Raw genomic sequence first — 13794 nt, forward strand, 5'->3', positions numbered from 1 at the left:
CGGGTTTCCGGCGCTACGCGACCTATCGGCAGGCCACCATAGCCGGATCGTTCACCAACATAGTCTTCGGCTTCCTTCGCTGCTATGTGCTGTTGGCCGTGGCTGCCGGAGCAACGGGCAATCGCCCGGGCGGGTACGACGCGGAACAATTGGCGACATACGTCTGGGTGGGACAGGGCTTACTGTCCGTTACCGGGATCTGGGGCTGGACCGAACTGTCCGACCGGATCCGCTCCGGCGACATCGCATCCGACCTGTTACGTCCGGTTCCTCCGGTCGTGTCGTATCTCGCGGCCGACCTGGGCCGTGGCCTGCACGGCATGCTCACGCGCTTCATCGGCCCGCTGATCGCCGGCGCACTTTTCTTCCCGCTGGCGCTGCCGCATCGGTGGCCGACCGTCCCGCTGTTCATGCTGTCCATCGTCCTGGCCGTGCTCGGCAGTTTCGGCTGCCGCTACCTGGTCAACGCGACCGCCTACTGGCTGCACGACGCCCGCGGCCCGATCCTGCTGTGGACCCTCGGCTCGGGCGTGCTGGCCGGCCTCTACTTCCCGCTGCGCCTGCTGCCCGACTGGCTGGCCGTCACGTTGTGGGTGGCCACGCCGCTGCCGGGCCTGTTGCAGAGCCCGCTGGACGTGCTGGTCGAGCGGGACCGCCCGCTCGTGCAGGCCGGCCTGGTCGCGCTGCAGGCGATCTGGGCGGTCGTCCTGCTGGCCCTGGCCGCATGGGTGCAGCGCCGGGCCGAGCGCAAGCTGGTGGTCCAGGGTGGGTAACGCCCGGATCTACGCCGCCCTGGCCGGCGGCAAGTGGCGGTCGATGCTGTCCTACCGGGCGTCGTTCGCGGCCGAGGTGCTGAGCAACGTCGGCGCCACCGCCCTCGACGTGACCACGGTCTTCGTGCTGTTCCGGGCCACCGCCACGGTGGGCGGTTTCACACTGGCCGAGGCGGTCCTGATGACCGGCCTCACCGCGTTCGGGTTCGTGCTCGCCGACATGACGGTCGGCAACATCGACGACCTGAAGCGGTACGTGCGGACCGGGCTGCTGGACACGATGCTGACCCGGCCGCTGCCGGTGCTGCCGCAGCTGGTCTTCACCGATCTGCCGCTGCGCAAGGTGCTGCGGCTGGTGTTCGGCGCGACCGTCTACGCCGTGGCGCTGGTCGCGAACGACGTGCACTGGACGGTCGGCCGGGTGCTGCTGGCCGCGGCCGCCCCGGTCGGCGCCGCCCTGTTCTTCGGGGCGATCTTCGTGCTGACCGCGAGCTTCGCGTTCTGGTGGGTCGAGTCGGGCGAGATCGGTAACGGCTTCACTTACGGCGGGCGCGATTTCACGTCGTACCCCATCACGGTTTACAGCAATTGGTTCCGCGACCTGTTCGCGTACACACTCGGCTTTGGTTTTGTGGCCTATCAGCCGGCGCTGGCCCTGCTCGGCCGCGCCGATCCGCTGGGTCTGCCGGCCTGGGCCGGCTACGTCTCCCCGCTGGTGGCGCTCCCGGCGGTGGCGATCGCCACCGCCGTCTGGCGCATCGGCATCCGTCACTACCGGAGTACGGGCTCATGATTCGGATGCAAGACCTTCGAAAAGATTTTGACGTACGCGTGAAAGCCGGCCGGCTGCGGCGGGAGAAACGCACCGTGTCGGCCGTGGACGGGGTGAGCCTGACCATCGAGCCGGGGGAGATGGTCGGCTACATCGGCCCGAACGGCGCCGGCAAGTCGACCACGCTGAAGATGCTGACCGGGGTGCTGTCGCCGACCTCCGGCGAGGTGTCGGTGTTCGGGCTGGCGCCGGTGCCGCAGCGCACCCGGCTCGCCCTGCGGATCGGCGTGGTCTTCGGGCAGCGGTCGCAGCTGTGGTGGGACCTGCCGCTGCGCGAGTCGTTCCAGCTGCTGCGGCACATCTACCGGGTGCCGCCGGCGGAGCACGAGACCCGGCTGCGCCGCTGTCGCGACCTGCTCGACCTGGACTCCTTCCTGGACACCCCGGTGCGGCAGTTGTCGCTCGGGCAGCGGATGCGCGGCGAGATCACCGCGGCGCTGCTGCACGGCCCGAAGGTGCTGTTCCTGGACGAGCCGACGATCGGACTGGACGTGGTGAGCAAGCAGGCGGTGCGCTCGTTCCTGGCCGAGCTGGGCGCGACCGGCGACGTGACGCTCGTGCTGACCACCCACGACCTGGCCGACATCGAGCGGCTCTGCGACCGGCTCGTGGTGATCGACCACGGCCGGGTGGTGCACGACGGCACCATCGAGGCGCTGCATGCCCGGTACGGCTCCCGGCGCAGCCTCGTGGTGGACCTCGACGAGCCGCTGCCGCCGGGGTTCACGCTGCCCGGGGCGTCGCTGACCGGCGTCGAGGCGGACGGCCACCGGGTGACGTTCGCGCTGGACGGCGCGTCGGCCGGCACGGCGGTGGCCGGCCTGGTCGCGGTCGCCTCGGTGCGCGACCTGTCGGTGCTGGAGCCGGACATCGAGGACGTGGTGGCCCGCCTCTACCAGGCCACCTAGACGTGTTCCATGACGAGCACGGCCCAGGACGGCTCGAGGGCCTCGTAACGGTGCGGGACGTCGCCGGGGAAGGTCACGTAGTCGCCCGGCCCGAGGTCGACCTCCTCGCCCTCGGGGCCGGTGCGGATCCGGCCGGCGGCGCAGACGAGATGCTCGACGCTGCCCGGGATGTGCGCCTCGGCCTCGCGCGGCGTGCCCGGCTCGAGTTCGAGCACGTAGAGGTCGCGGCGGGCGTGGGCGGAGCCGGCCGCCAGCAGCGTCGCCGCGTAGACCGACTTGTCGGCCAGCAGCCGCGGGCCCTCGCCGGCCCGGATCACCCGCACCTGTGACGGGGGTGGCTCGACCAGCCGGCTGAACGGCACGCCGAGGGCCACGCCGAGCGACCACAGGGTCTCGATGCTCGGGTTGCCGCTGCCCGCCTCCAGCTGGGAGAGCGTCGACTTGGCCAGGCCGGCCCGGCGGGCCAGTTCGGCGATGGAGATGCCGACCCGTTCGCGTTCGCGGCGCAGGGCCGTCGCGATCGTGGCGAGCGGGGGTGCCGGCTGCTGCATGTTCGCTCCGTCGATCAGGTCGTTCGATTTGACGAACGCCGGGCTCATCGTTCAATATTTCAAACCATGCGTACGGTACAGCGAACGGCCGAGGATCGCGTACTCCGGCGCGACGCGGCCACCATCGCCGCGGCCATGATCGCGGTGGGCGCGTCGTTCGGGGCCATCGCCATCGCGTACGGCCTGCCGGTCTGGGTGCCGTTCCTGATGTCGACGGTGGTCTTCGCCGGCGGCTCGCAGTTCCTGGCCGTCGGCCTGTTCGCGGCCGGCAACCCGGTCGCCGCCGTGGTGGCCGGCCTGCTGCTCAACGCCCGCCACCTGCCGTTCGGCCTGGCCGTGTCGGAGGCGGTCGGGCCACGCCTGCGGGACCGGGTGATCGGCAGCCACTTCCTGACCGACGAGGTGGCCGCGTTCACGCTGGCCGAGCCGGATCCGGCCCGCCGCCACCGGGTCTACTGGATCATCGGGTTGACGCTGTTCACGTCCTGGAACATCGGTACCGCGCTGGGCGTGCTGCTGGGCGGCGCCACCGGCGATCCGGACGCGCTCGGTCTCGACGCGGCGTTCCCGGCCGCGCTGCTGGCCCTGATCATGCCGTCGCTGAAGGATCGGGCCACCCGCGCGGTGGCGCTGACCGGCGCCGCGATCGCCGTCCTGCTGACCCCGGTCCTGCCCGCCGGCCTGCCGGTGATGTGCGCGCTGCTGGGCCTGCTGACCCTCATTCGCCCGCGCCGCCGCCGGACGGAGCCGTCATGCTGATCGCCGCGATCATCGCCCTGGGCGTCGGGACCTACAGCATGCGGCTCGGCGGAGTGCTGCTGCGCGGGCGGCTGAAGCTCTCCGCGACGCTGCAGCGGCTGCTGCCGATGGCGGCCGCCGCCCTGCTCGCCGCGCTGGCCGGAACCGCCGCGCTGATGGCCGGCACGGACTTCGCCGGCGTCGCGCGGCCGCTAGGCGTGCTCGTCGGCGGGGTCCTCGCCTGGCGCAAGGCCCCGTTCGTCGTGGTGGTGCTGGCCGCCGCCGCGACGGCGGCACTGCTCCGGCTGGCGGGTGTGCCCTAGAGCTTCTGGCCGAGCTCGACCTGCGGCTTCGGGACGCGCATCCGGCGGAACGTCAGGCCGCGCATCACGCCGTAGAACTGCAGGGCGCCCATCCGCTGGTCGGACTTCGGGAAGCGCTCGTTGACCAGTTTCTTGACCTTGCGGGCGATCAGCACGCTGTCGACGATCACCGCGACCGCGAGCAGGGCCCACAGCAGGTTGCTGGCCAGCTGGACCTGCTTGTTCTGGATCGTCGAGCCGATCAGGACGATCAGCGCGCCGCCGAAGAACCAGGTGCCGACCGTGCGCCGGGAGTCGATGTAGTTGCGGATCAGCGCCCGCTCCGGGCCGCGGTCACGGGCCAGCAGGTAACGCTCGTCGCCGTTGCGCATGCCCTCGGTGGCCTCGGCGCGCTCCACGCGCTGCCGCTCGCGCATCTGCTTCATCGCCTCGCGGCGGTTCTCCGGAGCGGGGGCGTTGACCTTGCGGCCGGTGCTCTGCCGCTTGGGCGTGACCTGGCCGAGCTCCTTCTTGCTGGGCGTGTAGCTCTTCGGCCGAGGGGCAGCCTCGGTCACCTCCTCCGCGGAATCGGGGGTGGCGACGTCGGCTGACTTGCGGCGAAAAAGCGAGGACACGCTAGGAGAGTAGCCAAGCGGCGCGATGTCGTTGACACCGCGCCGCTCATCTTTACAAATCAGAGCCGTTCGACGTGCGCGCCGAGCGCGGCCAGCTTGTTCTCGAAGTCCTCGTAGCCGCGGTTGATCAGGTCGACGCCGTACACCCGGGAGGTGCCCTCGGCGGCCAGCGCCGCGATCAGGTGGGCGAAGCCGGCCCGCAGGTCGGGGATGACCAGGTCGGCCGCGTGCAGCTTGGACGGGCCGGCGATGACGGCCGAGTGCTTGAAGTTGCGGCGCCCGAACCGGCACGGGGTGCCACCGAGGCAGTCCCGGTAGACCTGGATGGTGGCGCCCATCTGGTTGAGCGCATCGGTGTAGCCGAGCCGCTGCTCGTACACCGTCTCGTGCATGATCGACAGGCCGCGGGCCTGGGTCAGCGCGACCACCAGGGGCTGCTGCCAGTCGGTCATGAAGCCGGGGTGGACGTCGGTCTCCAGCGCCACCGGCTGCAGGTCGCCGCCCGGGTGCCAGAACTTGATGCCGCCCTCGGCGCCGGTCACGCCGGGCCGGCCGACCCGGTCGTCGGTGACCTCGAACTCGCCGCCGATCGAGCGGAACACGTTGAGGAACGTCATCATGTCGGCCTGCCGGGCGCCGAGCACCTCGATCTCGCCCTTGGTGGCGAGCGCGGCCGCGGCCCAGCTGGCCGCCTCGATCCGGTCCGGGATCGGCTTGTGCGCGTAACCGTGCAGCTTCGGCACACCCTGGATCTCGATGACCCGGTCGGTGTGGACCGTGATGATGCCGCCCATCTTCTGCAGCACGCAGATCAGGTCCATGATCTCCGGCTCGATGGCGGCGTTGCGCAGCTCGGTGGTGCCCTCGGCGCGGACGGCGGTGAGCAGCACCTGCTCGGTGGCGCCGACGCTCGGGTAGGGCAGCTCCAGCTTGGCGCCCTTGAGGCCGTTGGGCGCGCTCAGGTGCATGCCCTCGGGCGCCTTGTCGACCACCGCGCCGAACTCGCGCAACGCCTGGATGTGGAAGTCGATCGGGCGCGGGCCGATGTGGCAGCCGCCCAGGTCGGGGATGAACGCCCGGCCGAGGCGGTGCAGCAGCGGGCCGCAGAACAGGATCGGGATCCGGCTCGAACCGGCGTGCACGTTGATCTCGTCGGTGCTGGCGCTCTCCACGTTCGTGGGGTCCATCACCAGCTCGCCGTCGTCGACCCCGTCGGTGACCTTGACGCCGTGCAGTTCGAGCAGGCCGCGAACGACCTCGACGTCGCGGATGCGCGGCACGTCGTACAGGCGGCTCGGCGTCTCGCCCAGGAGGGCGGCGACCATCGCCTTCGAAATGAGGTTCTTCGCGCCACGGACCCGGATCTGACCTTGCAGCGGCGCACCGCCGTGCACGACCAAGACGTCGTCGGTCAACGTAACCTCCAGCCGGTGGGCGGTCGGGGCCGCCCAAGTGTTGTCGAGGGGCATTGCGCGGGTGGGGGGTACCCGCTTCTGCAACCGGGGAAGCATAGCGCTGAGTGACAATAAGGGAAGTCGGCACAACGCCCACACGGCGAGGAAATGCTGATGATTAAGACAACATAAAGGCGCAGCCCTTTCCGGGCTGCGCCTTAACGGTTACTCAGGGTTACGGAAGGGCCAGCATCTGGTCAAGCGCGACGCGCGCGTGGTGCGCGGTGTCGGCGTCGACCGTGATCTGGTTCGGCACCCGGCCCGCCACCAGTTCCTCGAGCGCCCACACCAGGTGCGGGAGGTCGATCCGGTTCATCGTCGAGCAGTAGCAGACCGCCCGGTCGAGGAACGTGATCTGCTTGTCCGGGTGGGCGAGCGCCATCCGCCGCACCAGATTGAGCTCGGTCCCGACCGCCCACGCCGACCCCGGCGCCGCCGCGTCGAGGGCCTTGATGATGTATTCGGTCGAGCCGACGTAGTCGGCGGCCTGCACCACCTCGTGCTTGCACTCCGGGTGGACCAACACGTTGACGCCAGGAATGCGCTCACGAACCTCGCGGACGCTGTCCAGGGTGAAACGACCGTGCACCGAGCAGTGCCCCCGCCACAGGATCATCTTGGCGTCGCGCAGCTGCTGATCGGTCAGGCCACCGCCGGGCTTGTGCGGGTCGTAAAGAACACAATCATCAAGATCAAAGCCCATGTCGAGTACGGCGGTGTTGCGCCCCAGGTGCTGGTCGGGCAGGAAGAAGACCTTCGACCCCTGCTCGAACGACCAGGTCAGGGCCCGCTTGGCGTTCGACGACGTGCAGACCACGCCGGAGTTGCGCCCGACGAAGCCCTTGATGTCGGCGGAGGAGTTCATGTACGTCACCGGGACGATGTCACCGGTGATGCCGAGGTCCTCGAAGCGCTCCCACGCCGTCTCGACCTGGCCGAGCACCGCCATGTCGGCCATCGAGCAGCCGGCCGCCAGGTCGGGCAGCACGACCTTCTGCGCCGGCGTCGTCAGGATGTCGGCGCTCTCGGCCATGAAGTGCACGCCGCAGAACACGATGAACTCGGCATCGGGGCGGGCGGCCGCCTGCTGGGCGAGCTTGAACGAGTCGCCGGTCACGTCGGCGAACTGGATGACCTCGTCGCGCTGGTAGTGATGGCCCAGGACGAAGACCCGGGTGCCGAGCGCGGCCTTCGCCGCGGTGGCCCGGGCGACCAGGTCGGGGTCGCTCGGGGCGGGCAGATCACCGGGGCAGTCCACGCCACGCTCGGAGGCGGGATCGGTGGCCCGGCCGAGCAGGAGCAGCGCGGTAGCCGTATTGGCTGGTTCGGTCCAAGTCGACGTCACAAAATCATCGTCGCACAGCGCGGGACGGCCATCTCCCTCGCTCATAGTGGCCTGCCACACTCAACGCGTGCGCGTACTTATCTGCCCGGACAAGTTCGCCGGGACCCTCTCCGCCCCCGCCGCCGCGTCCGCCATCGCGGCCGGCTGGTCCGCCTCCGATCACCTCGTCCAGCGGCCGCTGTCCGACGGCGGCCCCGGCTTCGTCGAGGTGCTCGCGGCCGCGCTCGACGGGCGCCTGATCGAGGTCGAGACGGTCGACCCGCTCGGCCGCCCCGCCCGCGGCGAGGTGCTGCTGGCCGGCAACACGGCGTACATCGAGAGCGCCCAGGCCTGCGGCCTGCACCTATTGACCAAACAAGAGCGCAACCCCAACACCGCGACGTCGTACGGGCTGGGCCTGCTCCTGCTGGCGGCGGTCGAGGCCGGCGCGGCCGAGATCGTGATCGGCCTGGGCGGCTCGGCCGTCAACGACGGTGGGGCCGGCATGCTGGCCGCGCTCGGCGCTGCCCCGGTCGACGTGGCCGGCTACGCCTTGCCGTACGGCGGCGCCTACCTGAACGCGGCCGCCGGGCTGGCCGGCGAGCCCCGGCTGCGTGACGTGCGCCTGGTCGCCGCGACCGACGTGGACAACCCGCTGACCGGCTTGCACGGCGCCAGCAAGATCTACGGCCCGCAGAAGGGCGCCACCGAGGAGGACGTCTACCGCCTCGACGCCGCACTCGAACAGTTCGCCGGGGTGCTGGAGAAGGCCTTCGGCGTGACCGACCTCGAGGTGGCGCCGGGCGGCGGCGCGGCCGGTGGCATCGGGGCCGCGCTGATCGCCCTGGGCGGCCGGGTCGTCTCCGGCATCGGCCTGGTCACCACGCTGATCGGGCTGACCGCCGAGCTGGACGCGGCCGAGCTGGTGATCACCGGCGAGGGCTCCTTCGACCACCAGTCGCTGCGCGGCAAGGTGGTGGCCGGCATCGCCAACGGCGCCCGCGACCGCGGCCTGCCCTGCATCGTCGTGTGCGGGCGCAACGAGACCGGCTTCCGCGAGGCGGCCAGTGCCGGGGTGACCGAGACGGTGTCGCTGACCGATCATTTCGGCTCGGAGACGACCGCCCTGGCCGAGCCCGCCCGGGGTCTCACCGAGATCGCCGGTGAACTTTCGCAACACTGGAGCAGGTGAGCTGGGCCACCCGGATTGGGAATCGTTCCGATCAGGGTTAGCGTTGGGCAGTACGGCACATGACCGCACCCTGCAGGGAGATACGCAGTGACCACTGAAGCGCACACCCAGTCGACCGAGGTCGCGGCGCCGACCGGCGTCATCCTTACCGACGTCGCCGCGGTCAAGGTCAAGGCCCTGATCGAACAGGAAGGGCGCGACGACCTGCGCCTGCGCATCGCCGTTCAGCCCGGTGGCTGCTCCGGCCTTCGTTACCAGCTCTTCTTCGACGAGCGTTCGCTCGACGGCGACGTGGTAAATGACTTCGACGGTGTCGGGGTCGTCGTCGACCGGATGAGCGCCCCTTACCTCGCCGGCGCGACCATCGACTTCGCGGACCGCATCGACGCTCAGGGCTTCACGATCGACAACCCGAACGCGCAGAACTCCTGCGCCTGCGGTGACTCTTTCCACTGAGCCATCCCATAACGCAAGCAGCAGGCCGTCCCGTTAACGGGACGGCCTGCTGCGCGTAACGTGCCGGTAGGCTTCGCACGTAACGCCCCCTGTTCCCGAACCTCGAGGGCCGACATGAAGATCGCCGTCACCGGCTCGATCGCCACCGACCATCTGATGCATTTCCCCGGGCGGTTCGCCGACCAGCTCATCGCCGACCAGCTGCACAAGGTCTCGCTCTCCTTCCTCGTCGACGACCTGGTGGTCCGGCGCGGCGGGGTGGCCAGCAACATCGCGTTCGGCATGGGCCAGCTCGGTCTCCGCCCGATCCTGGTCGGTGCGGTGGGCGTCGACTTCGCCGACTACCGGTCCTGGCTCGAGCGGCACGGTGTCGACTGCGACTCTGTGCACGTCAGCGAGGTGGCGCACACCGCCCGCTTCGTCTGCACCACCGATGACGACCTCAACCAGATCGCCTCGTTCTACGCGGGCGCGATGTCCGAGGCCCGCAACATCGAGCTCGGCCCGGTCGCCGCGCGCGCCGGCGGCGTCGACCTCGTGCTGATCAGCGCGAACGACCCGGCCGCGATGATCCGCCACTCGCAGGAGTGCCGGACCCGCGGCTTCAAGTTCGCGGCCGACCCGTCGCAGCAGCTCGCCCGGATGGAGGGCAGCGACGTGCTGACCCTGATCTCCGGCGCGGAATACCTGCTGACCAACGACTACGAGCGCTCGCTGCTCGAGACCAAGGCCGGGCTCACCGGCGAGCAGGTGCTCGAGCAGGTCAAGATCCGGGTCACCACGCTCGGCAAGGACGGCGTGGAGATCACCGGCCGCGACATCGAGCGGATCCACGTGCCGGTCGCCCGTGACGTCATCCCCGACGACCCGACCGGCGTCGGCGACGGCTTCCGGGCCGGTTTCTTCGCCGCGATCGGCTGGGGCCTCGGCCTCGAGCGGGCCGCCCAGGTGGGCTCCCTCGTGGCGGCGCTGGTGCTGGAGTCGGTCGGCCCGCAGGAGTACGACATCAGGGGCGAGGACTTCGCCAAGCGCTTCGCCGACTCGTACGGCGACGTGGCGGCCGCCGAGATCAAGTCTTTCCTTCCGGCGTAAGACATGCTGGCTGTCTTCGCCGGGCTGCCCGGTGTCGGGAAGAGCACGCTGGCCGCCCAGGTGGCCGGCGCGCTCCCGGCCACGGTGCTTGCCGTCGACATCGTCGATTTCACGTTGCAGCGCTACGAGGTCACCGAACCGCGCCCGGGTTACGCGGCGTACGGGGCGGTGGCCGCGCTGGCCGAGGTCAATCTCAAGATCGGCCACCACGTGATCATCGACGCGGTCAGCCCGGTGAAGGCGGCCCGCCAGCTCTGGGTCGAGGTGGCCGAGCGGGCCGGCGTGCCGCTGCGGGTCGTCGAGGTGGTCTGCGGCGACGACGCCGAGCACCGGCGGCGGGTCGAGGCGCGCTACGCGACGCGCGATCACGACGGCGTTCCCGACTGGGTGCGGGTCCTGGAGCGGCAGAAGGAATACGAGCCGTACCTGGGACCGCGCCTGGTGGTGGACACCTCGCTGGCGGTCGAGCCAGTTGCGCCGGTGGTGGCGTACCTCAGCTGAGTCTTTTGATCTCGAAGGCGTTTTTCGACGGCGAACCGAGGTACTCCTGCTCCTTCATCCGGCACCAGGCCGGGATGTCATTGGCGGCGGCTGGGTCGTCGGCCAGCACGCGAATGACCTCCCCGACTTCGGCATTTCGGATTTGCCGTGCCAAAGCGATGACGGGCAGTGGGCATTTCTGCCCGAGGCAGTCGAGGGTCATCACATGCCCGCCTCTTTTCGGATCTCTCGCACCAGGCCCGGCAGGACGCTGAGGAAGCGGTCCACCTCGTCCGCGGTCGTGCCCCGGTGCAGCGACACCCGCACATTGCCGTGGCTCAGCACGCCCATCGCCTCCAGCACGTGACTCGGGCGCAGCGTCGACGCCGTGCACGACGAGCCCGACGACACCGCGAACCCCTGCCGGTCCAGCGCGTGCAGCAGCGCCTCGCCGTCCACATAAAGGCAGGAGAACGTCACCAGGTGCGGCAGCCGGTCGACCGGATCACCCACCACCTCGACGTCCGGCACGGTCGCCGCCACCCGCTCGCGGATGCGGTCCACCAGGGCCGACAACCGCACCGCCTCGGCCTGCGCCTCGCCGAGAACGGCGCGCAGGCTCGCCGCGGCCGCCACCGCCGCCGGCAGGTCCAGGGCGCCCGGCAGACCAGGGCGATAAAGATCATCTTGCGGGTACGGCGAGATCCAGCGCACACCCTTGCGGACCACGAGCACGCCGACGCCCGGCGGCCCGCCCCACTTGTGCGCGCTCGCGCTCAGCAGCGACCAGCCCGGCGGCACCGGCGCCCGGCCGACCGACTGGGCCGCGTCCACGAACAGCGGCACCCCGGCCTCGGCGCAGTAATCCGCCGCCGCGGCCACCGGTTGCCGCGTCCCCACCTCGTGACTCGCGCTGATCAGGCTGGCCAGGGCCACCCCCGGCGCGGACACCGCCCGGTCCCATGCGGCCAGGTCGAGCCGGCCTTCGCGGTCGACGCCGACCTCGGTCGCCTTGCCCTTGCGGGCCGCGTGCAGGACGGCCGAATGCTCGATCGCCGAGTGCACCAGGGTGTCGCCGTGCCGGGCGCGGCCGGCCAGTCCACCGAGCACCGCCGCCTGCGCCGCAGCCGTGCCCGAGGGCCACAGGGACACCTCGTCCACCCGTACACCCAATGCCTCGGCGAAAGCGGCGTGCGCCGCGTCCCTCAGCTGCTGGGCCCGCCGGCTCGCGGAATAGAGGCGCGCCGGATCGGCCCAGCCGTCCGCGAGCGCCGCCATCAGCGCCTCGGCCGCCACCGGATGCAGTGGAACCGCGCTGGCCGCGTCCATATAAGCCGCCGCTCCGGCGGGAACGCCCATGTATTCCACTCCCGGAACGGTATCGTCCGTTTGTTGAGGTGTGCTCGCAGGCGGTTCAAGATCCGACCCCCGAAACCGGACGGCGGGTTTTGGTCGAGTAGTCTGCGACCGTCGGTACGCCTTGCCGCTCGATGTCCCTTTTCGGGTGGGGCGGCGCTGCTAAGGAGGCATAAGCAGGTGGGCGCAAAGAGCAAGGCCACACGGCCGCGGACCGCATCCCGGATCGCCGGGCTTGGTCTCGGCGCCGCGGGCCTGCTGATGCTGCTCTCGGGCTGCTCCATTGAGGGCTTCGGGAAAGCATTCGGCAACTTCGGGTGGCCCAGCCGCGGCGTGAGCCTGCAGGCACACAAGATGTATGACCTGTGGATCGCCTCGGTCATCGCGGCGCTCATCGTCGGCATCTTCGTGTGGGGCCTGATCTTCTGGTGCGTGATCCGGTACCGCAAGCGCGGCGACGAGCTGCCCGTGCAGACCCGGTTCAACATGCCGATGGAGGTCCTCTACACGGTCACCCCGATCCTGATCGTGGCGGTGCTGTTCTACTACACCGCCATCGTGCAGACCGATGTGGACAAGCTCTCCAAGAACCCCGACCAGATCGTCCAGGTCACGGCGTTCAAGTGGCAGTGGGAGTTCGACTACCGCGACGGCATGGGCAAGGACGCCAACACGGTCGCCTCGACCGTCGGCTCGGCCGACGTCATCCCGCTGCTGGTGCTGCCGGTGGGCGAGAAGATCCGGTTCGAGGAGACCAGCAAGGACGTCATCCACTCGTTCTGGGTGCCGGAGATGCTGTTCAAGCGCGACGTGTTCCCGGGCAGCGCCCGCAACGTCTTCGAGGCGACGCTCGACAAGGAAGGCCGCTACGTCGGCCGGTGCGCCGAGCTGTGCGGCACCTACCACGCTTTCATGCAGTTCGAGCTGGTCGCGGTGTCGAAGGACAAGTTCGACACCTACCTGACGGCGAAGAAGGGCGGCGCCACCACTCAGGAAGCGATGGCGCAGATCGGCTTCACCGGCAAGGAGGCGTACGCGGTGACCACCGTCCCGCTGAACACCCGCCGGCAGGCCAGCGGCTGGAACCAGTCCAACACCGTGGCCGCGGGGAAGTAGGGGTCTGCTGTGAAGACTGAATACAAGATCTTCGTCGGGGTTGCGGCGTTCCTGTTCGCGGCGTCTGCGCTCTATGGCTTCTGGACCCACGGCGAGACCGGGCAGACCGAGTGGATCGGCGTCGTGGCGCTGATCATGTCGGGGTTGCTCTGTTCCATGTGCGGCGGGTTCTTCTGGTTCGTCTCCCGGCGTATCGAGCTGCGACCGGAAGACCGTGAGGACGGCGAGATCGCCGAGGGCGCCGGCGAGATCGGCTTCTTCAGCCCGGGGTCCTACTGGCCGTTCGGGATCGCCCTCTCCGCCGCCATCGCCGCGCTCGGTCTGGTCTTCTGGATGTGGTGGCTGATCGGCGCCGGCCTCATCATGGTGATCTTCTCAGCGTGCGCCATGCAGTTTGAGTACTACTCCGGCACCCGGCACACCGCCGAACACTGACCCCCGCGGGTTAAGCCCAGCCAATACCCCATTTTTTGTAACGAGGGCGTATCCAGGGAACGACCCGCGCGGTCGCCGTCAATGAGTTGAGCCCGCGGGGGTCAGTGTTCGGCGGTGTGCCGGGTGCCGGAGTAGTACTCAAACTGCATG

The 13794-nt window shown here is 69.9% G+C and carries 17 protein-coding genes; 11 read left to right on the forward strand and 6 right to left on the reverse strand.

From position 1 onward, the window contains the following. Positions 1–167 precede the first annotated feature (167 nt). The 3 genes from AB0E90_RS27585 to AB0E90_RS27595 are packed head-to-tail and all read left to right on the forward strand — an operon-like array spanning position 168 to position 2513. Positions 168–773, forward strand: coding sequence for an ABC-2 family transporter protein (locus AB0E90_RS27585; protein WP_360411644.1), 606 nt, complete (start codon positions 168–170; stop codon positions 771–773). Continuing rightward, positions 766–1566 carry an ABC-2 family transporter protein gene (locus AB0E90_RS27590; RefSeq protein WP_360411647.1) on the forward strand — a complete coding sequence of 267 codons (801 nt, stop codon included), beginning with the start codon at positions 766–768 and terminating at the stop codon, positions 1564–1566. The genes AB0E90_RS27585 and AB0E90_RS27590 overlap by 8 nt, the downstream gene beginning before the upstream one ends. After that, positions 1563–2513: an ATP-binding cassette domain-containing protein gene (locus AB0E90_RS27595; RefSeq protein WP_360411650.1), complete on the forward strand. Its 951-nt coding sequence runs from the start codon at positions 1563–1565 to the stop codon at positions 2511–2513. Before AB0E90_RS27590 ends, AB0E90_RS27595 begins: the two co-directional genes overlap by 4 nt. Here AB0E90_RS27595 and AB0E90_RS27600 read toward each other — a convergent pair. After that, entirely contained in the window at positions 2510–3064 is a 555-nt protein-coding gene (locus AB0E90_RS27600) for an XRE family transcriptional regulator (protein WP_360411708.1), read from the reverse strand. The two genes, AB0E90_RS27595 and AB0E90_RS27600, sit on opposite strands and share 4 nt — an antisense overlap. Before the next feature lie 66 nt (positions 3065–3130). Between AB0E90_RS27600 and AB0E90_RS27605 the strand changes: the two genes are divergently transcribed. Both AB0E90_RS27605 and AB0E90_RS27610 read left to right on the forward strand, forming a co-directional pair. Continuing rightward, positions 3131–3823 (forward strand): AzlC family ABC transporter permease, encoded by a 693-nt coding sequence (locus tag AB0E90_RS27605; RefSeq protein WP_360411653.1) that lies wholly within the window; start codon positions 3131–3133, stop codon positions 3821–3823. Then, entirely contained in the window at positions 3817–4125 is a 309-nt protein-coding gene (locus AB0E90_RS27610) for an AzlD domain-containing protein (RefSeq protein WP_360411656.1), read from the forward strand. Before AB0E90_RS27605 ends, AB0E90_RS27610 begins: the two co-directional genes overlap by 7 nt. On the opposite strand, the gene AB0E90_RS27615 is transcribed toward AB0E90_RS27610, so the two are convergent. From AB0E90_RS27615 to nadA, 3 genes are all read right to left on the reverse strand, one after another. Next, positions 4122–4739, reverse strand: coding sequence for a DUF3043 domain-containing protein (locus AB0E90_RS27615; protein WP_360411659.1), 618 nt, complete (start codon positions 4737–4739; stop codon positions 4122–4124). The two genes, AB0E90_RS27610 and AB0E90_RS27615, sit on opposite strands and share 4 nt — an antisense overlap. Before the next feature lie 59 nt (positions 4740–4798). Further along, on the reverse strand, positions 4799–6154 hold the full coding sequence (gene murA, locus AB0E90_RS27620; RefSeq protein WP_360411662.1) for a UDP-N-acetylglucosamine 1-carboxyvinyltransferase: 1356 nt from the start codon (positions 6152–6154) through the stop codon (positions 4799–4801). A 214-nt stretch (positions 6155–6368) separates the two neighbouring features. Next, the gene (nadA, locus tag AB0E90_RS27625) at positions 6369–7538 is read right to left on the reverse strand and encodes a quinolinate synthase NadA (protein ID WP_360411665.1); all 1170 of its coding nucleotides are present in this window, start codon (positions 7536–7538) and stop codon (positions 6369–6371) included. A gap of 67 nt (positions 7539–7605) precedes the next feature. Here nadA and AB0E90_RS27630 point away from each other — a divergent pair, with 67 nt between their 5' ends. The 4 genes from AB0E90_RS27630 (at position 7606) to AB0E90_RS27645 (ending at position 10758) form a co-directional block, all read left to right on the forward strand. Then, positions 7606–8709, forward strand: coding sequence for a glycerate kinase (locus AB0E90_RS27630; protein WP_360411668.1), 1104 nt, complete (start codon positions 7606–7608; stop codon positions 8707–8709). 87 nt (positions 8710–8796) lie between these two features. Continuing rightward, the gene (gene erpA / locus AB0E90_RS27635; protein WP_360411672.1) at positions 8797–9165 is read left to right on the forward strand and encodes an iron-sulfur cluster insertion protein ErpA; all 369 of its coding nucleotides are present in this window, start codon (positions 8797–8799) and stop codon (positions 9163–9165) included. Between the two features lie 114 nt (positions 9166–9279). Beyond that, entirely contained in the window at positions 9280–10257 is a 978-nt protein-coding gene (locus AB0E90_RS27640) for a carbohydrate kinase family protein (RefSeq protein ID WP_360411675.1), read from the forward strand. A gap of 3 nt (positions 10258–10260) precedes the next feature. After that, complete coding sequence (locus AB0E90_RS27645) at positions 10261–10758, forward strand: ATP-binding protein (protein WP_360411678.1); 498 nt, start codon at positions 10261–10263, stop codon at positions 10756–10758. Here the strand turns inward: AB0E90_RS27645 and AB0E90_RS27650 are convergent. Further along, positions 10751–10960, reverse strand: a complete 210-nt coding sequence (locus AB0E90_RS27650; protein ID WP_360411711.1) for a sulfurtransferase TusA family protein — start codon at positions 10958–10960, stop codon at positions 10751–10753. The two genes, AB0E90_RS27645 and AB0E90_RS27650, sit on opposite strands and share 8 nt — an antisense overlap. Further along, positions 10960–12096 (reverse strand): aminotransferase class V-fold PLP-dependent enzyme, encoded by a 1137-nt coding sequence (locus AB0E90_RS27655; protein ID WP_360411714.1) that lies wholly within the window; start codon positions 12094–12096, stop codon positions 10960–10962. Before AB0E90_RS27655 ends, AB0E90_RS27650 begins: the two co-directional genes overlap by 1 nt. 258 nt (positions 12097–12354) lie before the next feature. Here AB0E90_RS27655 and coxB point away from each other — a divergent pair, with 258 nt between their 5' ends. Both coxB and AB0E90_RS27665 read left to right on the forward strand, forming a co-directional pair. After that, the gene (gene coxB, locus AB0E90_RS27660) at positions 12355–13209 is read left to right on the forward strand and encodes a cytochrome c oxidase subunit II (RefSeq protein WP_360411717.1); all 855 of its coding nucleotides are present in this window, start codon (positions 12355–12357) and stop codon (positions 13207–13209) included. 9 nt (positions 13210–13218) lie between these two features. After that, complete coding sequence (locus AB0E90_RS27665; protein ID WP_360411681.1) at positions 13219–13644, forward strand: cytochrome c oxidase subunit 4; 426 nt, start codon at positions 13219–13221, stop codon at positions 13642–13644. The last annotated feature ends 150 nt before the right edge of the window (positions 13645–13794 follow it).

Source organism: Actinoplanes sp. NPDC026619 (assembly GCF_040638295.1).
Taxonomy (GTDB): domain Bacteria; phylum Actinomycetota; class Actinomycetes; order Mycobacteriales; family Micromonosporaceae; genus Actinoplanes.